This window comes from Thermococcus argininiproducens (assembly GCF_023746595.1).
GTDB classification, from domain to species: domain Archaea; phylum Methanobacteriota_B; class Thermococci; order Thermococcales; family Thermococcaceae; genus Thermococcus_A; species Thermococcus_A argininiproducens.
In genome coordinates this window covers 1,642,572-1,664,526 of the sequence record NZ_CP080572.1, presented here as the reverse complement: position 1 = coordinate 1,664,526, position 21,955 = coordinate 1,642,572, and the positions used below count along the sequence as shown (strand labels likewise).

The window sequence follows — 21,955 nt, the reverse complement described above, 5'->3', positions numbered from 1 at the left end:
CTTCGAGTGGGAAAACGATACTTTTTTAAAGCTTAAAAATGGTACTATAATTCATCATGCGGAGGACGGTAGCAATCAAACTACAACCCTCAAAGGAGCAAGAGAAAATCCTCTTCGAGTTAGCTCAAGCCACAGCATTAATCTGGAACAAACTCAACTACGAACGCTTGAGGCAATTCAAAGAGTTTGGAGTGATAGATTTTGCAATTACAGAAAAGGAAGTTTACCACCGCTTCAAAGGCTGGATTGGTGGTTCAACAATCCAACAACTGGCAAGAAAAAACGCCGAAGCTTGGAGGAGCTTCTTCCAACTCAACAAGAAGAAAAAGAGTGGAGAATTGCCCGAGTGGTTCAAACCGAAACCTCCAGAATTCATTAAAGAAGAGAATGGGCGGAAGCTCTTCATCATCCCTCTGAGGAACGACCAGTATCGGATTGATGGCAATGTAATCGAGTTAAGAAGACTTGGTAAATTTGGGAGATTGAGGATTCAATTCAAGGGCAGAATTCACTTGAAGGGTAAGCAAGGGAGGCTTGAAATTATCTATGACGATGTAAAGAGAAAATGGTACGCTCACGTTTCAATTTCAAAAGTTGAGAAAAAACTTGAGGGTAAAGAATGGATTAAACTTCCAAGACAACCCTTGGGAAGTTTAACTGCTGGCATTGATTTAGGCGTGAACAATTTAATGGCTGTTTATGTTGAAAATGGTGAATCCTTCTTGGTTAATGGTAGACCACTAAAATCCATAGCCTTCTATTGGCAGAAAAATATTGCCGAGTACCAGTCTAAAATCAACAAATCTGGAAGTAAAAGGAGTAAAAGATTGGAGAGAATGCACGAAAAGGCCAAACTTCAGGCTAAACACTACATTAACACTGCAGTCAGGCAAGCCGTCGAAAAACCCTACCACTTGGGCGTTTCGAGGATTATCGTCGGTTATCCTAAAGAAATCGCAAGGAACTCTGATAAGGGCAGTAAGCAGAATTTTATCCTCTCTCACGTGTGGCGGTTTAACTATGTTATCAAACGACTTAAGGAAGTCTCTGAAGAGTATGGTATTCAGGTTGTGCTTGTTGATGAGGCTTTCACTTCCCAAACCTGCCCTCTCTGTGGCCAGCGCCATCCTAACGGTAGGTTCGTTAGAGGTTTGTTTAAGTGCCACAGAGAGGGCGTTGTAATGAATGCTGATTTGGTTGGTGCTTTTAATATTTTAAAGAAGATTGTTGGAAGGATAACTCCGAGCCTGCTGGGTTTAACGGTGGGTAGGGGTAATTGGGGGAAGGCCCTCCCGGAGGGGTTGAAAACCCGCTTTTTAGTGGGTTTGAATGAAACCCCTCAAACCTCCCCACCTTAAAAAACGGGGAGGAGGTCAGACCATGGACAATAAAAGTTGCATCCAAATCCTGAGAAGGTTAAAGCCGTGCTATTTGGGTAGTAGTGAAAAAAGGGCTTTATTTCAATAGGCCTACTTTCAATGGCGCTTAACTTTCCATAACCAACATGCAGAAGTTTTCCATTTATATTTATGTAATTTTTACACAGTCCTGCTTTATTTGGACTAAGTACACATTTTCTTTCACAAACAAGACACTTGATTTTTTCATCTTCTCTCTCATGTAGAGGTTCGATTTTCATCGAGATATTATGGGTGTTAGTGGGCTTAAGGCTTTCTCTGACTCTTAAGGTGTCTTGAGCATATTAAGTACTCAATTAGGATTTAATGTCCTTCTTCAGACTTCTTTTTGAGTTCTTTAATACGCTCAATGCGGTATTCTTCAACGAGTCGGAGGAATTCTTGAATTTCCCTTTCTTTTTCCTCTTTTTCCCAAACCTTTATCTTATCCTTTATTGCTTTTTCAAGTTCTTTTCTGTCGACTATTGCAAAGTCATCTACTCTCTTTACTTCTATTTCACTTTCATAAAGAATTGGGATCCTATTTTCTTTTAACACTTCATAAACAAGGTTTGGAAGTGTTTTTGCACTGATGAGTGCTTTTATCCTTTTTTCAACTAGGTGCTCGGCGAGGCTTTTTCCTGCGCCAGCAGGGTTGACAACATAGAGGACATCATCCTTCTTAATCCCGGTAGAACGCTCCAATTCTTCGATTTCTTTCCATGTCAGGTTTTCAATAACTTTGATGGGCACTGCTGATCCTCTAAGTTCAAGAAGATGCATTCTCTTTGCTAAGACTAAATCACTGCTTAGCTTTTCAATAATTGCTTTTGCCTCTCTCAACTCCTTTTCGAGATGTATTATTCTCTTTTCTTTTATCTCAAATTCTTTACTTCTTAGAATCTTTTCTCTGATCTTTTCATCGTAAGTAGCAAGTTTGTTTTTCAGATTTTCTATGATCTTTCTTTGTTTTTCTATCATAACTCTCAGTTCTTGATTTTCTCGTTCTAAAAGCTCTACAGTAGTTTCCAACTCTTTTATCTTTTCCATGTAAGGAGTTAAGTCTACATAGACCTCTTTTTCCTCTACATGTTTGACTTCTTCTCTTGGCTTTTCTCTCTCTTTTACTTTTAAAATAGCCTCTCCAAGATTGTAGCCTTGGATCACTAGAGCCTTTATCTCCTCTCCTTTTTGTGTAATGCCAAGTTCCTTTAGTTTTGCCTCTATATGATCGAGCTTTGGTTTCAAGCGGAGGTATGCTTTATAAGCTGCTGCCAATGCGTCTCGTTGATGGTCATCTTCGACGCTTATCCCTAAGTTTCTTAAAAGCTCATTCTTCTCCTCCACTTTCAGACTCTCTCGTGGAACGAAGAGCATTGCTTTAAATGAACGAGAGATTTTTTCGACAAGACCCGGAGCGGGATTTACATCAGTAGCTATTATTATAGGATGTCCGATTTCACTTATGAATCTGACTATATCACTAACTGCCATATTTCTCTCGCTGTATGATGTCAGAACCTCTCCATTCAAATCCAATGCAGCAATACCCACAGTTATACCAGGATCAAGGCCAACAATGATGCTCTTTCTTTCTCTTATTGCACTTTCGCTTTTTAGCGGCACGAATTCAAATGTTTTCTTTTCTACAGGCCTTATTCTTACTTCTATATCCCCTCCCTTCATAGGTTTAATTAATCCTGCGAGCTCTTCCCGGGAGGCATATACCCTAAATTCTCCTCTTTCTAATCCTTGGTCTTTTTCTTTGATTTCTAAATCGAAAGGAATATTGGCTCTTTTAAGGGTTTCCTCGATTTCTCTTACTTTGTTTTGTATCAGGTTGTGAACTCTCCTTCTGTATCTGTCTTGGCTCCAACCGCCTTTTCCTTGACTTCTCCCTCTTGAGACTTTGATTACTACCTCATCTTCAAATGCTAGTACCTCATGACCAATTCCCTTGACTGCTAAAAGGGCACATACCTTTGCTTCTTCATAGGGATTGAACTTGTCCACTACTTTGATTCCATGTTCTTTAGCTAAACTCCAGAGTGATTTTTGCTCTCCGGGTCTTCCAGTTACTTGAACAATTTTTGTCCCTTGAGGTAGAGCTCTTATGAATTTTCTTAAGTACTCTCCAAGTTCATATATATTGTCTGTGGCAACTATATCTGGCTGTTTAGCCCGTATAAATCTGACTAATCGATAAAATGTAAATTCGCCATTTTTAATTAATCTTCCATTAAACCAACTAACCACAGCAAAGCGTTTTGTCTCTTCACTGATTATATCTATACCAATAACTAGAATAGGCATCACCTTTCTAAGGTTTTCTTCACTGTTTTGCATATTGGGAAAGATGTTTTAAAACTTGCCGCAATTTGAGTGTAGAAAAGCTTAAATATTCATTTATACACAATGTTGTATAAGAGGTGATCAAAGATGATGCTCATATTAGATGCTTATTTTAAGAACTTCCCAGCAAGAAGAAAAGTTGCGGAGTTTCTTTTTGAGAATGGACTGAGTGTAAGGAACAGTAAGATATATTTGAGAAATGTGGAAGTCCCAATAAGCGAACTATCCCGTATAATTGGAGTTAACAGAAAAATAATCTATCATACTATTGAGTACATAGAAAAGACCTATCCATTAAAGATGATATTTGAAAAATTAAATCCCCTCCCAAGTTTAATAACCATGGCACCAATTATGGGGTGGGAAGTATTAGAAATAGAGCTTGAAAAGGCAGATTACTCATTTGCTCTCTCCGAACTCTTGAGGTACCTTCACGAGAGTGATGTGCCGATTATGGAGATCTTTAGTAGAAATTTGAGACAAGAAGACGCCAAAGCATATATAGTCATAGATGGGACCTTACCTGTGGACGTATTTGTAAAAATAAAAGATATACCTGGGTTTAAGAAACTGGTCCTTCACACTCCCGAGAAAAGCAAGGAACGGGTAGTTTGTAGCTATTGTGAAGTAAAGTATTGTCCGAAGAAAGTTGCTGTTGAAGGGTTAAATGTGAAAAATTAACCCACAACTCTAAATCCCTTTTCTCCTTTTGGAGTTTCCCAGCTGATTTCAACTCTCGTAACTCTTGCCCATGAAGGGCCTTGATGGGCCCATCCAATGAGGGCTTCTACTCTTTCTCTTTCTCCTTCGATCACAGCCTCAACACTACCGTTAGGAAGGTTCCTTACCCAGCCACTGACTCCAAGTTTCCTGGCCTCTCTTTGCATGCTCCATCTAAATCCTACACCCTGAACCCTTCCATATATCTTTAGATGTGCTCTTACTATCTCCATTCGTTCCCCCCATTAAGAATAACCAGCACAAAATTTAAGTTTATCTTACTTATACCTCTAGGTGGGGATAAACATGAGTGAAATGATACTTGTTTATACAACTTTTCCTAATTGGGAGAGTGCTGAGAGAATCACAAAAGAGCTTTTGGAGAGGAGACTAATTGCATGTGCAAATCTCAGGGAGCATAAGGCTTTCTACTGGTGGCAAGGAAAAGTTGAGGAAGATACTGAAGTTGGAGCGGTCTTAAAAACGAAAGTTGATCTCTGGAGTGAACTTAAAAAGACTCTTAGGGAGCTTCATCCTTACACTATACCAGCAATAATAAGAATAGATGTTGATCATGTGAATAGGGAGTATTTAGATTGGTTGATAGAGGTTACAGAATGATAAGAAAAGTCAAATCTCAGATAAGGATCATTGGATTTGATGATGGTACTTTTTCTTTTAAATCTAAACTTAACCGAGATAGGACTATTCTGGTTGGTGTCATTATGAAAGGTTCTCAGGATGTCATGGGAGTTGTAACGCGATGGATTGAGGTTGATGGGAAAGATGCAACTGAAAAAATGATTGAGGCTATAGTCAATTCCCGTTTTAAGGATTTGAGAGTCATAATGCTAAAGGGAGTCACCTATGCAGGTTTTAATGTAGTGGATGTTGTAAGACTCAGCAAGGAGACTGGTCTGCCAGTTATAGTGGTGATAAGAAAAAAGCCTGACTTGCAGGCTATGGAAAAAGCTTTAAAGAAACATTTTTCCGATGCTGAGGAGAGAACAAGCCTCTTACACAAAGCAGGCAAAATAAAAGAGTTAATCCCTGGGAAGTTGTACTATCAGGCTGTTGGAATTTCTTATGAACAAGCCGAAGAAATAATAAGGTTAGCTCAAAAAAGTTCCTTAATTCCTGAACCTTTGAGATTAGCCCACATGATAGCGTCTGCGGTTATGAGCGGAGAATCCAAAAAGGAATAGGGCTCTTTTTTGACAAGACGGCATAAATCAAATGTATGTTCTTCTCTGATTATTGAAATACCAAACCTTTATATAACCTTCACATTATAATTCTAAATGGCGGCGGACTAGGCTGGGGGGCTCGGCGTCCCCTGGGACCCGAAACCGTCGATATGCGGGGGCCGAAGCCCGAGGGGCGGTTCCTGAATTCAGCGGCGGAAGCCGAGAGGAGCCATGAGCCCTTGTCCCACGGGGCCGGCGGTGGGAGAGGCGGAGCTGAAGGGCTCCGCTAACTCCCTTTGTCCGCTGAACCCCGCGAGGCCCGGAAGGGAGCAGCGGTAGGCGGGACGTTCGGCGCTCGTGGGGTAGCGGGGGCGAGCAAGTCTCGGTGGAAGCCGCTGGAGGAGGGTTCCCACCCTCGGGTGCGTCCGCCGCCGTAAAAATAATTTCAAATACCAATTCTTAGCAAAATTTTTTATATTACACGGAGTATTGTATTGAGGGGCATGATGTTTGGCCTCTCCAAAAATTCAAAAATTCAAAAGCAGGTTCTAGCTGTTGCACTACTCGAGATATTCATTGGACTATCTCACTTAACTTATGCCTGTTATGAGAAGCTTACTTGGCAGTACAATGAGTTTCTCTATGACTGGGATGATGTAGGAGGAGATGATGGAGTGTTCTGGACATTCTGGGGGCTTTTAACGTTGTTGTTATCATTTGCTGAAGTTAGCAAAATAAAAATTGTTGCCTCATTTGTGTTGTTGATTCCAGCTTTCTGGGGTGTTATTGTAACGTTGAGCTTATTTGATGCACTTTTTGGAAACTTTGACTTTGCCATTTTTACTCTTTTTGCTCTATTGTATGAAATCTTGTTTTTTGCAAGTCTCGTCGCCCTACTTTCTCTTTGGAAAAGTTCATAACCTACAAGCACTATCAAAGAGTCGGAGGGATGAAGATGAAAAGGGCTGTAGTATTATTTAGTGGAGGTCTTGATAGTACTGCTTGCCTCTATTGGGCAAAAAAGAATTATGATGAGGTTATTATGCTCACCATAAACTATGGTAGCAATGAGGAAAGAGTTACAAATAAAGTTGCAGAGTTTTTCTCTAAAGAACTTAATGTTCCGTTAAAAATCGTCAGGCTTGAGTTTCTCGAAGAGTTTTCAAAGCTTCGTGGAACCACATTAGTAGGCGGAGAAACACCAAAAGTGACTGCTCAGAAGCTTGAAAATTTAGACATAGCACAAGAAACGGCAAAAAGCGTTTGGGTGCCTGCTAGAAACGTTGTACTTATAGCAGTAGCAGCATCTCTCTTGGATGCTCTTGGTGGTGGGGATATAATTGTGGGTTTCAATGCTGAAGAAGGCATGACATTTCCTGATAATACTCCTGAATTCGTTGAAAAAATGAACAATATGTTAAAATATGGAGCAATGAGCGAGGTAAAAGTTGTTGCACCGCTAATAGAGTTGGACAAAAGAGGAATAGCAAAACTTCTGAAAGAATTTGGTGCGAAGTATGAATACTCTAACTCATGTTACATGCCCAAAGGCTTCACAGAGGAAGGAAAGCCGATTCACTGTGGTACATGTGAGAGCTGTGTGAGGAGACATCGCGGTCTTATTGATAGTATAGGGGAAGATAGGACAGTTTATAGAGTGCAACCAAGAATCTAAAAGTTTAGCAACATATTTGGATCTCCTTTAGCTTTTAAATTTTCTAAAAACTAAAAGTGCAATGAAAAGTTATAACTTATAACTCATAACTTATGCAGTTAACCGTTCTACTACTTGAAATTTTTTCCTCCTAGGGTAAGAGGGAGGTCAGTAGATCTTCAGAGGGCTTTTTAAAACTCCACCCTCTTCTTTATTATCTCCTCCGGTCTAATAATGCTTATACCAGTCCGCTTTCCGAGAACTTCTATCCAAACGTACCAATCAGGATTAGTGAGATTAACTTTGGCGTTTAGGGTCTCCTTTATTTTTGCCCCAAGTTCAATTTCTATTTCTTTCCCGGAGGATATCCAGTTGCCCCTTCTTTTACATCTAACCGCAAAACTCTCGGTTTCTTTAATACGTTCTTTAGCCATTTCGAAGGCCTCTTCCATTATTACTTCCTTTTTACTCATGACTAATTTCTCTAGAGGTAAAACTTTAAAAATGGCCGTAGTGTCAAACTCCTTTATCCTTTCCAATGCCTCATCTTTTTCGAGACGTGTTTTGACTATTAGCACTCCTCTCCACTTTGCACGTCTAACTCTTGCATCTCCAAGAGCCCATTCAAGCTCGAGAGCAGCATCACCCTCTCTTCCACCAGGTACTGTTACAAGCAGTGTGGTCATTTTCTTCACCTCTATGGACAAGTTTATATATCCTCTTACTTAAAATTTAAACTTGGTGGATAAAATGGAAAGGCCTAGCACACTTAAAGTTTATTCCCCTCCATCTTATGAAGTATATGGTCTAGCAAAAAATCCTTTTGAACAATTGGCAAGTGAAGGAATAGAAGACGTAGAGAGTATACACGTTTACCAAGAGGTGGATATGCGCTTATCCATGATAATCTCAGAGGTAATTGGGAATAAAAGTTCAATAGCATTTTCTTTAGTGGGTCCTTTAGGAATGGGAAAAACCCAGAGACTTAAAAGTATTCATAAGACTATATCAGAGCAAGGAGGAAAGGCAATTTATATTAAAGTCGATACAAATGATATCTTAAAACTCACGCGAGACATGTTTAATGGCTTAAAGCCACCAAAAACCAGGACCAATATCTTTCTTGAAAACCTTTCCCGAAAGTTAGGTTTTATAGATCGTCTTGAAAAGATGCTATCTTCAACTAAAGAGTATAAATCGAGAGATATTGCTGAAATGCTGACAAAAGAATTGAGTAAGTATCCTTATTCTACAGTGCTTCTTGATGAGTTGGAAAATATGCAAACGGCAAGTGAAGAAGAAAAGATTCTCTTTTTTGAAATGTTAAGGCACTTTATAAGCAACATGCCCCCTGGGTGTATCGTTGGTTTTGCCTGTATACCTAACGCCTATGAGGAGTACTCAAAAATTTTCCCCGCCTTTTTTATGAGATTGCATTATGAATTTAAGTTAAGACCAATGAGTCTTGATGAAACTTTTGAACTCGTTAAGAAGAGGCTTAATAAAGTTAGGATTAGAGATACCGATGATCCGGTGTATCCATTTACTGATGAGGCGATAAGACTTATTCACCAACTTGCAAAGGGCAATCCGAGACAAATCTTAAGGCTTCTCCATTATGTATTAAGTGAAGCCAGTAAGCATAAATTTGACCCAATAGATGACTATGTGGTTACAACCATACTGGAAGAGCCCAAAAACTTGGAAGAATATTTGATGAGAATACCAAAAGATTACAGGGATTTAGTAGAAACTATAGTATACCAGTTCAATGGAGGACCGGCGAGTTATATTCAGATAGCTAAAGAAGTGAAAAAGCCAGGAGTTCAGGTTTATGACCACTTAGAAGAACTAATAAGATTGGGCTTTTTAGTAGGAGATCCAAAGGGGAATTACAAAGTTCCAGACTATGTTAGAAAATTCCTTGAGGAGCAAGAGGTGGAGGAAAAGCAATGAATTATAATGGCCATGTTCTCAGTGGCCTTCTAACTTATCCCTTAGCAGTTTTTTTTGCATCTTTTCTAAAACAATATGCAAATATTCCGTTTGAATTGAGTTTGATGGCAATGATTTTTGGGTATGGCGTTTATGTTCTTGGAGCTGATTTACCTGATCTTGATCATCCAGAGGCACTAATACATAGAGGAATAAAACCTATAGTTTCAGTATTCGTAGGCAGTGCGGTATTCGTTAGGGTTAGAGGTTATCTTTCGTTCGGAAATGAGACCTGGATGGATGAAAGTGTTGCATGGGCAGTAGGAGCTTTTTTTGCAGTAGGGGCGTGGTATGCATTTTCTGCCATGCTCCCAAAACATAGAGGGATAGTACACTCTATTACCTTTGCCACAATTTACGGTTTATCCATCTTTGCCTTATGTAGACATGGGCTCGTTTTTAAATTTGGAGAGGCTTTATTTATGGGGTTTGTAGCCTTTCTAGGGTATGTTCTTCATTTAATAGTGGATAAAGAGGTGAAATTAATTTAGTTCCCAAAGTTGTTCCATAATGTTTTTAAGTATTCAACCAAAAGTTGCAAACTGGAGGTGGGGAAGATGTTCAGTTTGGGAGGTTTATCACAAGGCGGCATTGACGAGACAAAAACTTGGGACGTTCTAATAATTGGAGCAGGCCCTGCAGGATTTACAGCAGCTATATATTCAGCTCGTTATGGATTTGATACATTGATAATCTCAAAAGACATAGGGGGAAATGTTGCTCTCACAGACATCATTGAAAATTATCCTGGATTTCCAGATGGAGTGAAAGGCTCTGAACTAGCTAATAGGATGCATGAACAAGTAAAAAAGCTTGATGTGCCAATAATTTTTGATGAAGTAGAGAGGATAGATCCGGCAGAGTGTGCTTACTACGAGGGCCCATGTAAATTTGAAGTAAAAACAAAGAATGGGAAGGTCTACAAAGCTAGGAGTGTTATAATAACGGTGGGAGCCGAACCTAGAAAGCTTAGGGTTCCAGGGGAAGATAAATTCTATGGAAGAGGCGTTAGTTACTGTGCAACCTGTGATGGCCCCTTATTTAAGGGCAAGGATGTTATAGTTGTAGGTGGGGGAAATACTGCACTTCAGGAGGCCTTATATCTTAATGAAATCGGGGTTAATGTAACCCTAGTACACAGAAGAGAGCAGTTTAGAGCGGATAAAATACTTCAAGATAGATTCAAGCAGAAAGGAATTCCTACATTGTTGAACACTGTCGTTGTAGAAATCAAGGGAGACAAAAAAGTTGAAAGCGTTGTCTTGAAGAACGTTAAGACTGGTGAGATATCTGAGAAAAAAATTGATGGAGTATTCGTTTTCATAGGTTACGAGCCAAAAACTGATTTTGTTAAGCATTTGGGTATTACAGACGAGCAGGGGTATATACCTGTTGACATGTACATGAGAACAAAGATAAAAGGGCTTTTTGCTGCAGGTGATATAACAAATGTATTTAAGCAAATTGCAGTCGCAGTTGGTCAGGGAGCCGTTGCAGCAAACTCTGTAAAGGAGCTCTTGGAAAATTGGAAATCTCAGGTACAAGAAGAATAAATTCTTTTTGTGAATTTATTTTGCAACTTTTTCTTTTAGTTTTATTGCAAAACTACTTCTTCTTTTTCACGAATCCCGAAACTTTTTCGACTAAAAGTAGCTTTTAGTGAACATAAAATTATATAGGTGGAAAATATTCTATACAACGGTGAGCAAACATGGTGAAGGGACCTCAGGTTAAAGAAATTCCGGGACCAAAAGCTAGGGAAATAATAGAGAAGCACCACAAGTACATGGCTACAACTACAAACGATCCAAATGAGTATTTCCTTGTTATAGAGAGGACTGAGGGAAACTACTGGATTGATGTGGATGGGAACAGAATTCTTGATTTCTCTTCTGGAATAGGTGTTCTTAACGCTGGTCTTAGAAACCCAAAGGTTGTTGAGGCTCTAAAGGAACAACTCGATAAGTTGATTCATGGAGCTGGAACTGACTACTATAATCCTTATCAAGTTGCATTGGCCGAAAAACTTGATAGCATTGCCCCAGGAGATTTTGAAAAGAAGACATTTCTCTCAAATAGTGGAACCGAGGCTAATGAGGCAGCTATAAAAATCGCAAAGTGGTCTACCCAAAGAAAACTCTTTATAGCATTTATCGGTGCGTTTCATGGAAGAACACATGGTACAATGAGTCTAACTGCAAGCAAACCTGTTCACAGGTCAAGAATGTTCCCAACAATGCCTGGTGTTGAGCATGTACCATATCCAAACCCTTACAGAAACCCGTGGCATGTTGATGGTTATGAGGAGCCAGATGAGCTTGTTAATAGAGTTCTTGAATACATAGAAGATTATCTCTTTGCTCATTATGTACCTCCTGAAGAGGTCGCTGGAATAATATTTGAGCCAATTCAAGGAGAAGGGGGTTATGTAGTACCACCAAAGAATTTCTTCAAGGAACTCAAGAAGCTTGCTGGGAAGCATGGAATACTGCTCATGGATGACGAAGTTCAGATGGGAATGGGAAGAACAGGTAAAATGTTTGCAATAGAACACTTTGGAGTGGCTCCAGACACTATAAGCCTTGCAAAGGCTCTTGGTGGGGGAGTTCCAATTGGTGCAACCATCTTCAGAAAAGATCTAGATTTTGGAATTTCGGGAGTTCACAGCAACACTTATGGAGGAAACGCCCTTGCATGTGTGGCTGCTTTGACAGTTATTGACGAGCTTGAAAATGGGCTAATCGAGAATGCCCAAAAACTTGAACCACTATTTAAAGAGAGGCTTCAGGAAATGTACGATAAATACGAGATTATTGGTGATGTTAGGGGTCTTGGTCTTGCATGGGCCATTGAATTCGTAAAAGACAGAAAGAGCAAAGAGTATGCAAGTAACGAAAGAAACCAAGTTGTAGTTGAAGCTCTCAAGAGAGGTCTTGCAACACTTGGGTGTGGAAAGAGTGCCTTAAGGCTGATCCCACCGCTCACCATTGATGAGGAAGAGGCTAAGATTGGTTTGGACATTCTCGAAGAGGCCATTAAGGCTGTTGTTGGCTGATTTCTATTTGTTTTTCTTTTGCTTTTCTGTTCTTGCGTTTTTGAGAGAAAAATTTTTAAACCTTTATCTCAAGTTTTAACTTGAAAAATAAATAAAGTGAGGTGATGAGAATGGCGATTGAGGCAGTAGCCCCATACGCCAAATGGATTATAATTGCGGTGGCAGTGCTTTATTTTGCTTACTTGTTCATACTTAAAAAAAGAGTATTTGAGGTTGCAGTTGGAGTGGCACTTTCTGGAGTAATGGCGGCTCTTGTTGCAGTGGTTACAATGGCAATTCAAGTACCTACTCCTTTGACCAGTGGATACATTAACATTGGAGATACCATGGTAATGTTGGTAGCCGTTCTTTTTGGGCCCACCATAGGAGCCTTTGCCGGCGGTTTTGGATCAGCAATGGCAGACATTATAACTGGCTATGCTCACTGGGCACCATTTACTTTGATAATAAAAGGTGTAGAAGGATTCGTTATAGGATATATTACCTCCAAGAAAGATGATTTTACCGCAATACTCCTTGCAACGATCCTTGGTGGAGGTTTAATGGTTCTGGGCTACTTTTTTGTAGAAGTCTACGTTTATGGATGGGGCGGAGCCATAGCAGAGATTCCTGGAAATACTCTCCAAGCAGTCACTGGTATTGTGGTTGGCGGTGGCTTGGGACATGTTATAAAAAGAAGAATAAAGGACGTATTAGTATCTCTCCAAATTTAGAGCTTTTGTATTTCTTCCATTTCTTCCCAGAACTCTCTTTCTTCCATTAATGGTTCCAATGACACCCGTCTTGAGGCCTTTCGGAGATGTCCTATAAACCGTGGGTCTCCAATTATTGCATCACAGTTTAATTCTTCTACAATATATACTTTTAAGTTGAGATTTTTTAGCTCTTTCATACCCTTTTCTGCAAACTTAGGGCCAACTAATGCGATTTTTGGCTGAAAACCATCCTCTTCTATTTCTCTTATAACAGTTGTTAAAAGTCTTAAAAGTTCACTCATTTCTTGCCCCTTCGACAATTTTTACACCACTTGAAGTACCTATTCTATTTGCCCCTGCTCGTATCATTTCTATGGCCTGTTTGTAAGTTCTTATGCCCCCTGCTGCTTTGACACCTACTTTTTCTCCAACTATTTTGCGCATTAGTTTTACATCTTCAATAGTAGCTCCACCAGTTCCAAAACCGGTTGAAGTCTTAACAAAATCAGCTCCAGCTTCCACGGCAAGTTTGCATGCAATCTCCTTTTCTTCCTCAGTTAAATAGCATGTCTCAATAATTACTTTGACTATTGCTCCATTTTCATGTGCTACTTTAACAACGTCCTCTATATCCTTCTTGACATATTCGTAGTCTTTATCCTTTAATGCTCCAATGTTGATTACCATGTCAAGCTCATCTGCTCCATTTTCGAGAGCTTTTTTTGCTTCAAAAACCTTTACTTCTGTGGGTGTTGCTCCTAGAGGGAACCCTATTACACTTGCTACCTTAATATCTGTGCCCTTGAGGTGCTCTTTTGCTAGTTTTACTCTATATGGATTTACACAGACTGCATAAAATCCATACTTCTTCGCTTCTTCACATAGTTTTATTATATCTTCCTTAGTTGCATAAGATTTTAGGTTTGTATGGTCGATATATTTGGCAATGTTCATCTTCGTCACCTCTGCTGGATTTTGGTACTAATCTCTTTTAGGCTTTTCACCCAAAGGCTTTAAAATCCCTATCCTTTAATTCCCTCGGGAGGGCAAAATGGCGATAGAGTACATCGTAACTTTTGGTCTCTTCGTCCTAGGTTTGGCAATGTTGATCAAGGGAAGTGATTTATTTGTAGAAGCTGCAACAAGAGTGGCCAAAGGATTTGGGGTTAGCGAGTTTTTAATAGCCTTAGTGTTGGCTAGTATTGCCACAACGCTTCCAGAGGTTACAACCTCTGCAATAGCGGCTTATAAGGGACTTGGCGACATAGCACTTGGGAATGCTATTGGGAGTGCCTTAGCGAATATTGCCTTGATTTTAGGAGTTTCATCTCTTATAATGCCCCTTGATGTGGATGAAATAGCATGGAAAAACTCTCTTTTCATGATTGGCGTCACGATTTACGCGTGGTTTTTGATGAGGGATCTATTGATTTCAAGAGTTGAAGGGTTTTCTCTGATCTTGATCTATGTTGGATTTCTCTATTACCTCTATAAAAAGCATATAACCTTCGAAGAAGCCAAAGAAGGGAAAGGAAACCCCAAAAAAGAGATTGCAATCTTGTTTGCGAGTGGATTAATCGTAGTTATTGGAGCTAGACTTGTGGTAGACAGCGCTGTAAAGATTGCCACGGCTTTGGGGGTTCCAGAGGTAGTCATTGGATTAACACTAGTTTCTATAGGAACTTCCCTTCCGGAATTCGCAAATTCATTAACTGCTACGTTAAAGAAAATCCCCAATATAAGTGTTGGAAATGTCGTTGGAGCAAACATATTAGATATCTTAATGGTAATTGGTATTGCAGCATTAATCAGACCTATAAAGGTAGATCACACGATTTATACATTTATTGCACCATTAACTTTGTTCGTAATGGGGATACTCGCTATTTCTCTAAGGCTTAACAATAGGGTAGGACGAAAGACAAGTGTCGTGCTTTTAATTCTTTATGCATACTTTGTCTATGCTCTCTATTTCTAGCTTACATGACACAACATTCATAGATAATTTCAATATCCCTTATTTTCTTTGCCCATTCAATAATTTTTCTTGGTGGATTTGTTATTCGGTCAACCCCTATTAATATGGCTCCCCTGTCGAATTCTAAACGCCATTTCCCAAGGGGCCTCATGCATCCAATGCTTAGCTCTCCATTGAACGTGTCCCGTGCATATTTAACAACTTCTAAGGATTTATCTACAGAAGGGGGGATTGTGTTTTCCATTTCAGTACCTCTAGTAGGGATTAGAACATCAAGAACAAGAACATCAACAGGATAGTGGGCAAGTAATTCAATAGCTTTGTACTCCCACCAAATTTTCCCAAAATCAAGACCCACTGTTATATGGGGGGCAACTTTAATTCCATTTGATGTCAATAGCTCAATTATTCCAAGGTAATCTTCAACTCGTTTCTTGATTTTGTACACTCTTTTGATGACATCATCTTCCCCAACAAAATCTAGAGAAACCACATCAACGTATTTTAACCACTCTAAGTCACTTTCATCGATGAACCCCACATGAGCATTGAGCTTGAGCTTTGTTTCTTTTTTTATTTTCTTTATCTCATTGGCGTACATGTCTAAAGGTACTTTTAGTCTTGAATCCATTCCCCCGCTTAAGAGACACCCTTTGTATCCTTCTTTTTCTAGGTTCTTACAGTACTCTACAAGGTTTGATTTTTCAACTTTTTTCATACTCTCAAGATAGTGCTTTCCACAATGAGCACAGTTTAGTGTGCAGTAATTTCCCGTAAGTGAAAGAGAGGGAAAGGAGATTCCAGGAATATAAACTTTAAGCTTTTTCACATGAATCACTCCTCATTAACAGTTGCTTTTATTTCTTCCACATTTTCTAGAATTTCTTCCTCCTCATCTTCAAGAAGGAATTGTTCTTCAAATCTTTCTTCAATGCTAATTCTCCTCCTTTCTTTCATAGTTAATTTCTCGGCTTCGGCTACCATACTTAAAAGAACCGCAGCTAATCTGGCAGCGGTTTCAGTTCTCATGGAGGCTTTTGCTTCAATATCTCCATTATGAATAATCATGCTTATGTTGGCCGGTCTAAACTTCCCGTGTTCATCAGTGCGGGCTTCCCACAAGCTTAGAGCAATATACTTATCTTTTGCTCCCATGTAGACTCTTATAGTGTATCTTGGCTTGTTTGCCATCTTTTTCACCATCAGATACTGGAGACCTGATAATAAAAGTCTTTTGAAAAAACCTTTAAAAATATGTGAAGAATTCTATAACACCCAATGAAGAGTTCAGCCTTACCTGATTCGTGATGAAGGAGTGACGGACTGAGGGGTCCAATTGTGGTGATATTATGGAAACAATTTATAAGCCTCTAATAGTGAGCATTGTAGGAAACGTTGTTCTGGGTATTGTGAAGATTATTGTGGGTATCCTTCATTCAAGTTTGGCTTTAATATCAGATGGAATTCATTCTCTCTCAGATGTGGTGACTAGTGTTATAGGATATCTTGGAGTTAAAATTGCTTCAAAACCGGCAGATCAGAGCCATCCATTTGGGCATTCGAGATTTGAGTCTCTTTTTGCATTTTTCATGGGCGTGTTGCTATTCTTGGTGGCCTATGAGATAGGGAGAGACGCTTTGGGAAGAATTATTGAAAGATATACAATTGAGGTAAACGCTCTTATGATTGGGATTACAATAGTTTCCATAATTTCCAAAGAAATGATGACTCAGTATTCTCTGAGAATTGGAAAGAAACTTGGGAATCAGATAGTTATTGCTGATGCATATCACCACCGAAGCGATGCTCTAAGTAGCGTAGTTGTTTTAGTTGGTCTTTTCCTTCAAAAGTTTGGGATTTCTTATGGGGATTCTTTAGCAGGCATTATCGTAGCATTTTTTATTGCAAAAGTTGCTTTCGATATAGTTGTCAAAAATATAAATCACCTAACTGGAGTTTCTCCGCCAGAAGATATTTACAAGAGGATAGAAGAGAAAGTAATGAGTGTTAAGGGAGTTAAAGGAATGCACGATTTAAGGGCACATTATGTAGGTCCAAGATTGCACGTGGAGGTACATATAGAAGTACTGCCAGAACTCACCCTTAAAGAAGCTCATGATATAAGTGAAGAGGTTAAAAAAAGGATTGAAGAAGTAGAAGAAGTTGAGACTGCCTTTATTCATATAGATATTAAAGGTGTAACGGAGTAGGAGAAGGATGAAGATTAAGGATCTATTGAAAAATATAATTCATCAGGAAAATGAACTTTATAACTTGTACAAGCTTGGAGAAACTTTTGCAACCTATGAAAATCCCTCTTTAGTTGACCACTTCCAATGGCTTGCAAGTGAAGAATTAAGGCATAGACATACGATAGAGAGGTTTCTCGAAGGAAATGCTTTAGAGAGAACAGCAATCATAGATTATTTAGATGTATTAAGCCTAGAACCTTATTTTCAAGATACTCGAGCGGAACCAAAAACTCTTGAAAATCTGGTCTTAGAAGCATTAATAAGGGAAAAACATAGTTATGAACTTTACAAGAAGCTTAGTGAGATAGTGGAAGGGGGTTTGAGGGATATATTTCAAATGATGAGCCAAGAAGAACTGAGACATGGTTATAGATTGAAAATTATCTTTTTGAAGCTCTAGCCTTTCACGGTGGGGATGCAAGCACTTCAAGGTGGGTGTCGAAAAATTTAAATACTATTCCTAATAGTAATAAGTGGTTTGACAATTTGAAAAGTAGCTGGCGATTCCCTCGTTGGGGGGATAGCCGGTAGTGGCCGCGTGACCCGGCCGGTGAGGGTGAAGCTATCGGCAACGGGATGCTAGATGAACCCTCACAAAACCTGCCCACAAGGGGCAGGTAGGTCACATATGAAGGATTGAGCAGATAGGTTGGATAAAATATCCGACTTACTTGTTTCTTACTTTTTATTATTCCGACAGAGGTAATCAATAGTATTTGTCATGTTGGCAATCCCCACCAGAGTAAGATATATGTACCATAGATACTCATTATCCTATACTGATACTTTTACTAAGGTATCACAAATGGTAAAATAATATGACAGGGGTGTTTATATGGTAGTTGAAAAAGTGATGAAAAGGGATGGTAGAATAGTGCCTTTCGATGAGAGCCGTATAAGATGGGCTATACAAAGGGCAATGTGGGAAGTTGGAGTAAGAGATGACGAACTCCTTGATAGAATTGTTAAGGATGTTATTGATAGAATTAATGAACTTTATGATGGAGAAGTCCCACATATTGAGAATATTCAAGATATAGTAGAACTTGAGTTAATGCGCAATGGTCTTTTTGAGGTTGCTAAGGCTTATATACTCTACAGAAAGAAAAAAGCTGAAATAAGAGAAGAGAAGAGAAAAATTCTTAACAAGGAAAAACTAGATGAAATAGACAAACGTTTTTCAATAAATGCCCTTAGAGTTTTGACTAGTAGGTATCTGATAAGAAATGAGGAAGGTAAGGTAATAGAAAGTCCAAAAGAGCTTTTTGAGAGAGTTGCAACTTTAGCTGCAATTCCTGATCTTCTCTATGATGAGAGAGTTTTTTCAAAGGAGGGTGGTTATGCACAGGATCTAAAGAAAGTTGAGTATTACCTTCAAAACTTTGAGGAGTTTGCAGGAGTATACAGCATAGGCAGATTCAGGCTCAATAAGTATCACTTTGAAAGAATGATAAACTTATACAAGGAACTTGCAGAGAAAGGTAAAATGAAAGTAAGCATTGATGAATTTTTGGGAATGCTGGAGCATGGAGAGTTTGAAAAGTATGAAGAAGTTGTTGAAGAGTACTTTAACCTAATGGTCAACCAAGTGTTTATGCCCAATACTCCCGCTCTTATAAACTCTGGCAGACCTCTAGGAATGTTATCTGCTTGTTTTGTTGTACCGATAGAGGATGATATGGAGAGTATAATGAAAGCAGCCCATGATGTAGCAATAATACAAAAAATGGGTGGGGGAACCGGGATTAATTTTTCGAAACTAAGGCCAGAGGGAGATTTAGTTGGAACAACAACTGGTGCAGCGTCAGGTCCTGTATCCTTTATGCACCTTATAGATGCGGTTAGTGATGTTATAAAGCAGGGTGGTGTTAGAAGAGGCGCGAACATGGGTATTTTAGAAGTCTGGCATCCAGATATCGAGAAATTCATACATGCAAAAGAACAAAATGTGGGGACAAATGTATTGAGTAACTTTAACATTAGTGTTGGTTTGTGGAGAGACTTTTGGGAAGCCCTTAAGGAGGGTAAGAAATATCCTCTAATTAATCCCCGTACTGGAAAGAAAGTGAAAGAGATTGATCCTAAGAGTCTCTTTGAGGAATTGGCATATATGGCTTGGGCAAAGGCAGATCCGGGAGTTGTATTCTTTGATGTAATAAATAAAAGAAACGTTTTAGAGCCTGCAAAAGGAGAAAAAATCCGTGCAACTAACCCTTGCGGGGAAGAGCCCCTCTATGACTACGAATCATGTAATTTAGCCTCCATAAACCTTGCAAAATTTGTAAAATACGATGATGAAGGAAAACCATACTTTGACTGGAATGAATATGCTAATGTTATAATGAAAGTGGCCAAGTATCTTGACAATGCTATAGACGTAAATAAATTCCCGTTACCAGAGATAGACTATCACACCAAGCTCACAAGAAGAATAGGCGTTGGAATGATGGGTTTAGCTGATGCACTCTTTAAACTTGGCATTCCATACAACAGTAAGGAAGGGTATGACTTTATGCGTAAAGCTACAGAGTACCTAACTTTCTATGCTTATAGATACAGTGTGGAAGCAGCAAAACAAAGAGGGCCGTTTCCACTCTATAAACTGAGTAAATATCCAGAGGGTGAGTTACCAATTGAGGGATATTATCACAAAGAAATATGGAATCTCCCATGGGACGATCTCGTTAAAGAAATCAAAGAGTACGGCGTGAGAAATGCCATGGTGACTACATGTCCACCAACCGGCAGTGTTAGCATGATAGCTGATACATCTAGTGGAATTGAGCCAATATTCGCCTTGGTTTACAAGAAGAGTGTAACAGTTGGAGAGTTTTACTATGTAGATCCAGTTTTTGAGGCTGAACTCAAAAAGCGGGGACTTTATACTGATGAGCTATTACAGAGGATAAGTGATAATTACGGAAGCGTGCAGGGGCTTGAAGAAATCCCGGAGGATATGCAGAGGGTATTTGTAACAGCCATGGATATCCACTGGCTTGATCATCTTCTTGCTCAGGCCAGTATTCAGCTTTGGCTTACTGATAGTGCAAGTAAAACAATAAACATGCCAAATGACGCAACTGTTGAAGACGTCAAGGCTGCTTATCTCTTGGCTCACGCACTTGGGTGTAAAGGAGTTACAGTATATAGAGATGGAAGCTTAAGTGTTCAGGTTTATAGTGTGGAGGGAGAAAAGAAGAAAAGAGTCCCAGCAAAACCAAGTGAGTATGCAAAGAGGATACTCAAAGAAATTGTTGAAAGTGAGTCTTGGCTCAAAAAGTTCGTAAATGTTGAGGCGATAATCGATGGTACAAATGGAAAGGGTCTCCCCATTTTTTCCCTAAACAATCACAAAGGAACTTTGAACCCTACAAAAAGTGAGATAGATGAGAGAAAAATAAAAGAACTCCTTGGAATAGCTTATTGCCCTGTCTGCTATGAGCATGGAGGGGAAGTTGTAGAACTTAGGATGGAAAGTGGATGCTCTACTTGTCCTAAATGTGGTTGGAGTAAATGTGTTATCTCTTAGCTTTTCTTTTAACTATTTATAGAGGATGAAACATTGGCTTTCAGGATGGGTGGGTCACTGAACGCTGGGTTTTTAAACCATGACTCTTTTACTTTACCATATATCATAGGAGGGTGAGAAAATGGATAAAGTTTATCTCACATGGTGGCAAGTTGATAGAGCTATATTCTCACTGGCTGATGTTCTACGGGATTATAAACCAGATGTTATTATAGGAATAGCGAGAGGTGGATTGATCCCTGCAGTAAGACTTAGCCATATCCTAGGGGAAGTGGAGCTCAAAGTAATTGACGTGAAATTCTATAAGGGGATCGATGAAAGAGCTGAAAGACCTACAATAACAATCCCTATTCATGGGGATATAGAAGGGAAAAAAGTAATAATAGTGGATGATGTTAGCGATACAGGAAAAACGCTTCAAGTAGTCATTGAGGAAGTTAAAAAGAGAGGGGCAAAGGACATTAAGATAGCGTGTTTGGCCATGAAGCCATGGACTTCAGTTGTACCGGACTTTTATGTGTTTAGGACAGATAAATGGATTGTGTTTCCCTGGGAGGAATTCCCGGTGGTGGCTAGGGAATGAGGGCTTTTATAGCCATTGAGATAAATGATGAAGTCAGACAAAAGTTAGTTGAGGTTCAAGAAAGGATAGAAAAAACTAAGGCTGCAAAAATTAAGTTCGTTGAGCCAGAAAACCTCCATCTTACTTTAAAATTCTTAGGAGAAATAACAGAGGAACAAGCAGAAGATATTAAAAGGATTCTTGGATCCATTGCAAAGGAACATCCAAAACATGAGGTTAATGTAAAAGGGATAGGGGTCTTTCCTAGTTACAATTATGTACGAGTTATCTGGGCAGGGATTGAGGGAGATGAAATTATAAAAAAGATTGCTCAGAAAATAGACAATGCTCTTTTTAACCTTGGATTTAAAAGAGAGAAAAATTTTGTCTCTCACGTTACAATAGGAAGAGTAAAATTTGTAAAAGACAAAGTAGAGCTTATGCTAGTCTTAAAAGAGCTTGCTGCTCAGGAATTTGGTCGTTTTAATGTTGAGGCAATAGAACTTAAAAAGAGTACTTTAACCCCTAAAGGCCCAATATATGAAACTCTTGCAAGATTTGAGCTTCAAGATTAGGTGT

The 21,955-nt window shown here is 39.2% G+C and carries 25 protein-coding genes and 1 other RNA gene; 18 read left to right on the top strand and 8 right to left on the bottom strand.

The window, feature by feature from the left end; translation table 11 throughout:
- The first annotated feature begins 56 nt into the window (after window positions 1–56).
- Window positions 57–1,358: an RNA-guided endonuclease InsQ/TnpB family protein gene (locus K1720_RS08945; protein WP_251948761.1), complete on the top strand. Its 1,302-nt coding sequence runs from the start codon at window positions 57–59 to the stop codon at window positions 1,356–1,358.
- On the opposite strand, the gene K1720_RS08940 is transcribed toward K1720_RS08945, so the two are convergent.
- Together K1720_RS08940 and K1720_RS08935 are read right to left on the bottom strand one after the other, a co-directional pair.
- Complete coding sequence (locus K1720_RS08940; RefSeq protein WP_251948759.1) at window positions 1,355–1,639, bottom strand: hypothetical protein; 285 nt, start codon at window positions 1,637–1,639, stop codon at window positions 1,355–1,357. The two genes, K1720_RS08945 and K1720_RS08940, sit on opposite strands and share 4 nt — an antisense overlap.
- Window positions 1,640–1,721: 82 nt before the next feature.
- On the bottom strand, window positions 1,722–3,710 hold the full coding sequence (locus K1720_RS08935; protein ID WP_251950671.1) for a DUF460 domain-containing protein: 1,989 nt from the start codon (window positions 3,708–3,710) through the stop codon (window positions 1,722–1,724).
- Between the two features lie 126 nt (window positions 3,711–3,836).
- Between K1720_RS08935 and K1720_RS08930 the strand changes: the two genes are divergently transcribed.
- The gene (locus K1720_RS08930; protein ID WP_251948757.1) at window positions 3,837–4,430 is read left to right on the top strand and encodes a regulator of amino acid metabolism, contains ACT domain protein; all 594 of its coding nucleotides are present in this window, start codon (window positions 3,837–3,839) and stop codon (window positions 4,428–4,430) included.
- On the opposite strand, the gene K1720_RS08925 is transcribed toward K1720_RS08930, so the two are convergent.
- On the bottom strand, window positions 4,427–4,702 hold the full coding sequence (locus tag K1720_RS08925; protein ID WP_251948756.1) for an acylphosphatase: 276 nt from the start codon (window positions 4,700–4,702) through the stop codon (window positions 4,427–4,429). The genes K1720_RS08930 and K1720_RS08925 overlap by 4 nt on opposite strands.
- A gap of 82 nt (window positions 4,703–4,784) precedes the next feature.
- On the opposite strand from K1720_RS08925, the gene cutA reads away from it, so the two are divergent.
- The 5 genes from cutA (at window position 4,785) to queC (ending at window position 7,331) form a co-directional block, all read left to right on the top strand.
- Window positions 4,785–5,090 carry a divalent-cation tolerance protein CutA gene (gene cutA, locus K1720_RS08920; RefSeq protein ID WP_251950669.1) on the top strand — a complete coding sequence of 102 codons (306 nt, stop codon included), beginning with the start codon at window positions 4,785–4,787 and terminating at the stop codon, window positions 5,088–5,090.
- Window positions 5,087–5,674: an endonuclease dU gene (locus K1720_RS08915; RefSeq protein ID WP_251948754.1), complete on the top strand. Its 588-nt coding sequence runs from the start codon at window positions 5,087–5,089 to the stop codon at window positions 5,672–5,674. Before cutA ends, K1720_RS08915 begins: the two co-directional genes overlap by 4 nt.
- A 100-nt stretch (window positions 5,675–5,774) precedes the next feature.
- An RNA gene (gene ffs / locus K1720_RS08910) (signal recognition particle sRNA) lies at window positions 5,775–6,087 on the top strand.
- A gap of 72 nt (window positions 6,088–6,159) precedes the next feature.
- The gene (locus K1720_RS08905) at window positions 6,160–6,576 is read left to right on the top strand and encodes a hypothetical protein (RefSeq protein WP_251948753.1); all 417 of its coding nucleotides are present in this window, start codon (window positions 6,160–6,162) and stop codon (window positions 6,574–6,576) included.
- Between the two features lie 35 nt (window positions 6,577–6,611).
- Entirely contained in the window at window positions 6,612–7,331 is a 720-nt protein-coding gene (queC, locus tag K1720_RS08900; RefSeq protein ID WP_251948751.1) for a 7-cyano-7-deazaguanine synthase QueC, read from the top strand.
- 170 nt (window positions 7,332–7,501) lie between these two features.
- Here queC and K1720_RS08895 read toward each other — a convergent pair whose 3' ends face one another.
- Window positions 7,502–7,996, bottom strand: coding sequence for a THUMP domain-containing protein (locus K1720_RS08895; RefSeq protein WP_251948749.1), 495 nt, complete (start codon window positions 7,994–7,996; stop codon window positions 7,502–7,504).
- A 64-nt stretch (window positions 7,997–8,060) separates the two neighbouring features.
- Here K1720_RS08895 and K1720_RS08890 point away from each other — a divergent pair, with 64 nt between their 5' ends.
- From K1720_RS08890 to K1720_RS08870, 5 genes are all read left to right on the top strand, one after another.
- Window positions 8,061–9,266: an ATP-binding protein gene (locus K1720_RS08890; protein WP_251948748.1), complete on the top strand. Its 1,206-nt coding sequence runs from the start codon at window positions 8,061–8,063 to the stop codon at window positions 9,264–9,266.
- Window positions 9,263–9,796 (top strand): metal-dependent hydrolase, encoded by a 534-nt coding sequence (locus tag K1720_RS08885; protein ID WP_251948746.1) that lies wholly within the window; start codon window positions 9,263–9,265, stop codon window positions 9,794–9,796. Before K1720_RS08890 ends, K1720_RS08885 begins: the two co-directional genes overlap by 4 nt.
- Before the next feature lie 66 nt (window positions 9,797–9,862).
- Window positions 9,863–10,858, top strand: coding sequence for a thioredoxin-disulfide reductase (trxB, locus tag K1720_RS08880; protein WP_251948744.1), 996 nt, complete (start codon window positions 9,863–9,865; stop codon window positions 10,856–10,858).
- Between the two features lie 158 nt (window positions 10,859–11,016).
- A complete protein-coding gene (locus tag K1720_RS08875) occupies window positions 11,017–12,360 on the top strand; it encodes an acetyl ornithine aminotransferase family protein (RefSeq protein ID WP_251948742.1) in 1,344 nt (447 codons plus the stop codon).
- Window positions 12,361–12,470: 110 nt separating this feature from the next.
- Window positions 12,471–13,073: an ECF transporter S component gene (locus tag K1720_RS08870; protein WP_251948740.1), complete on the top strand. Its 603-nt coding sequence runs from the start codon at window positions 12,471–12,473 to the stop codon at window positions 13,071–13,073.
- On the opposite strand, the gene K1720_RS08865 is transcribed toward K1720_RS08870, so the two are convergent.
- Together K1720_RS08865 and deoC are read right to left on the bottom strand one after the other, a co-directional pair.
- Window positions 13,070–13,357, bottom strand: a complete 288-nt coding sequence (locus tag K1720_RS08865) for a family 4B encapsulin nanocompartment shell protein (RefSeq protein ID WP_251948738.1) — start codon at window positions 13,355–13,357, stop codon at window positions 13,070–13,072. The two genes, K1720_RS08870 and K1720_RS08865, sit on opposite strands and share 4 nt — an antisense overlap.
- Window positions 13,350–14,009: a deoxyribose-phosphate aldolase gene (gene deoC / locus K1720_RS08860; RefSeq protein ID WP_251948736.1), complete on the bottom strand. Its 660-nt coding sequence runs from the start codon at window positions 14,007–14,009 to the stop codon at window positions 13,350–13,352. Before deoC ends, K1720_RS08865 begins: the two co-directional genes overlap by 8 nt.
- A 97-nt stretch (window positions 14,010–14,106) precedes the next feature.
- Between deoC and K1720_RS08855 the strand changes: the two genes are divergently transcribed.
- On the top strand, window positions 14,107–15,033 hold the full coding sequence (locus K1720_RS08855; protein ID WP_251948734.1) for a calcium/sodium antiporter: 927 nt from the start codon (window positions 14,107–14,109) through the stop codon (window positions 15,031–15,033).
- A gap of 1 nt (window position 15,034) precedes the next feature.
- Here K1720_RS08855 and lipS1 read toward each other — a convergent pair whose 3' ends face one another.
- A complete protein-coding gene (gene lipS1 / locus K1720_RS08850; RefSeq protein WP_251948732.1) occupies window positions 15,035–15,862 on the bottom strand; it encodes a LipS1 family lipoyl synthase in 828 nt (275 codons plus the stop codon).
- 5 nt (window positions 15,863–15,867) lie between these two features.
- Window positions 15,868–16,233, bottom strand: a complete 366-nt coding sequence (locus K1720_RS08845; RefSeq protein WP_251948730.1) for a hypothetical protein — start codon at window positions 16,231–16,233, stop codon at window positions 15,868–15,870.
- Window positions 16,234–16,382: 149 nt separating this feature from the next.
- Here K1720_RS08845 and K1720_RS08840 point away from each other — a divergent pair, with 149 nt between their 5' ends.
- From K1720_RS08840 to thpR, 5 genes are all read left to right on the top strand, one after another.
- Window positions 16,383–17,243, top strand: a complete 861-nt coding sequence (locus tag K1720_RS08840; protein WP_251948728.1) for a cation diffusion facilitator family transporter — start codon at window positions 16,383–16,385, stop codon at window positions 17,241–17,243.
- Between the two features lie 7 nt (window positions 17,244–17,250).
- The gene (locus K1720_RS08835; protein WP_251948727.1) at window positions 17,251–17,685 is read left to right on the top strand and encodes a ferritin family protein; all 435 of its coding nucleotides are present in this window, start codon (window positions 17,251–17,253) and stop codon (window positions 17,683–17,685) included.
- A 435-nt stretch (window positions 17,686–18,120) separates the two neighbouring features.
- Window positions 18,121–20,814, top strand: coding sequence for an adenosylcobalamin-dependent ribonucleoside-diphosphate reductase (locus K1720_RS08830; protein ID WP_251948726.1), 2,694 nt, complete (start codon window positions 18,121–18,123; stop codon window positions 20,812–20,814).
- A gap of 121 nt (window positions 20,815–20,935) precedes the next feature.
- On the top strand, window positions 20,936–21,397 hold the full coding sequence (locus tag K1720_RS08825; protein WP_251948725.1) for a phosphoribosyltransferase: 462 nt from the start codon (window positions 20,936–20,938) through the stop codon (window positions 21,395–21,397).
- Window positions 21,394–21,951: an RNA 2',3'-cyclic phosphodiesterase gene (thpR, locus tag K1720_RS08820; RefSeq protein ID WP_251948724.1), complete on the top strand. Its 558-nt coding sequence runs from the start codon at window positions 21,394–21,396 to the stop codon at window positions 21,949–21,951. The genes K1720_RS08825 and thpR overlap by 4 nt, the downstream gene beginning before the upstream one ends.
- The last annotated feature ends 4 nt before the right edge of the window (window positions 21,952–21,955 follow it).

What these genes read in the sequence shown, in the direction of transcription:
- K1720_RS08925 (WP_251948756.1), bottom strand. Translation starts at nt 4,702, where the DNA reads ATGGAGATAGTAAGAGCACATCTAAAGATATATGGAAGGGTTCAGGGT.
- deoC (WP_251948736.1), bottom strand. Translation starts at nt 14,009, where the DNA reads ATGAACATTGCCAAATATATCGACCATACAAACCTAAAATCTTATGCA.
- K1720_RS08885 (WP_251948746.1), top strand. Translation starts at nt 9,263, where the DNA reads ATGAATTATAATGGCCATGTTCTCAGTGGCCTTCTAACTTATCCCTTA.
- K1720_RS08865 (WP_251948738.1), bottom strand. Translation starts at nt 13,357, where the DNA reads ATGAGTGAACTTTTAAGACTTTTAACAACTGTTATAAGAGAAATAGAA.
- K1720_RS08890 (WP_251948748.1), top strand. Translation starts at nt 8,061, where the DNA reads ATGGAAAGGCCTAGCACACTTAAAGTTTATTCCCCTCCATCTTATGAA.
- thpR (WP_251948724.1), top strand. Translation starts at nt 21,394, where the DNA reads ATGAGGGCTTTTATAGCCATTGAGATAAATGATGAAGTCAGACAAAAG.
- K1720_RS08870 (WP_251948740.1), top strand. Translation starts at nt 12,471, where the DNA reads ATGGCGATTGAGGCAGTAGCCCCATACGCCAAATGGATTATAATTGCG.
- K1720_RS08875 (WP_251948742.1), top strand. Translation starts at nt 11,017, where the DNA reads ATGGTGAAGGGACCTCAGGTTAAAGAAATTCCGGGACCAAAAGCTAGG.
- K1720_RS08930 (WP_251948757.1), top strand. Translation starts at nt 3,837, where the DNA reads ATGATGCTCATATTAGATGCTTATTTTAAGAACTTCCCAGCAAGAAGA.
- trxB (WP_251948744.1), top strand. Translation starts at nt 9,863, where the DNA reads ATGTTCAGTTTGGGAGGTTTATCACAAGGCGGCATTGACGAGACAAAA.
- K1720_RS08915 (WP_251948754.1), top strand. Translation starts at nt 5,087, where the DNA reads ATGATAAGAAAAGTCAAATCTCAGATAAGGATCATTGGATTTGATGAT.
- K1720_RS08855 (WP_251948734.1), top strand. Translation starts at nt 14,107, where the DNA reads ATGGCGATAGAGTACATCGTAACTTTTGGTCTCTTCGTCCTAGGTTTG.
- K1720_RS08940 (WP_251948759.1), bottom strand. Translation starts at nt 1,639, where the DNA reads ATGAAAATCGAACCTCTACATGAGAGAGAAGATGAAAAAATCAAGTGT.
- K1720_RS08945 (WP_251948761.1), top strand. Translation starts at nt 57, where the DNA reads ATGCGGAGGACGGTAGCAATCAAACTACAACCCTCAAAGGAGCAAGAG.
- K1720_RS08835 (WP_251948727.1), top strand. Translation starts at nt 17,251, where the DNA reads ATGAAGATTAAGGATCTATTGAAAAATATAATTCATCAGGAAAATGAA.
- queC (WP_251948751.1), top strand. Translation starts at nt 6,612, where the DNA reads ATGAAAAGGGCTGTAGTATTATTTAGTGGAGGTCTTGATAGTACTGCT.
- K1720_RS08905 (WP_251948753.1), top strand. Translation starts at nt 6,160, where the DNA reads ATGATGTTTGGCCTCTCCAAAAATTCAAAAATTCAAAAGCAGGTTCTA.
- K1720_RS08840 (WP_251948728.1), top strand. Translation starts at nt 16,383, where the DNA reads ATGGAAACAATTTATAAGCCTCTAATAGTGAGCATTGTAGGAAACGTT.
- K1720_RS08825 (WP_251948725.1), top strand. Translation starts at nt 20,936, where the DNA reads ATGGATAAAGTTTATCTCACATGGTGGCAAGTTGATAGAGCTATATTC.
- K1720_RS08830 (WP_251948726.1), top strand. Translation starts at nt 18,121, where the DNA reads ATGGTAGTTGAAAAAGTGATGAAAAGGGATGGTAGAATAGTGCCTTTC.
- cutA (WP_251950669.1), top strand. Translation starts at nt 4,785, where the DNA reads ATGATACTTGTTTATACAACTTTTCCTAATTGGGAGAGTGCTGAGAGA.
- K1720_RS08895 (WP_251948749.1), bottom strand. Translation starts at nt 7,996, where the DNA reads ATGACCACACTGCTTGTAACAGTACCTGGTGGAAGAGAGGGTGATGCT.
- K1720_RS08935 (WP_251950671.1), bottom strand. Translation starts at nt 3,710, where the DNA reads ATGCCTATTCTAGTTATTGGTATAGATATAATCAGTGAAGAGACAAAA.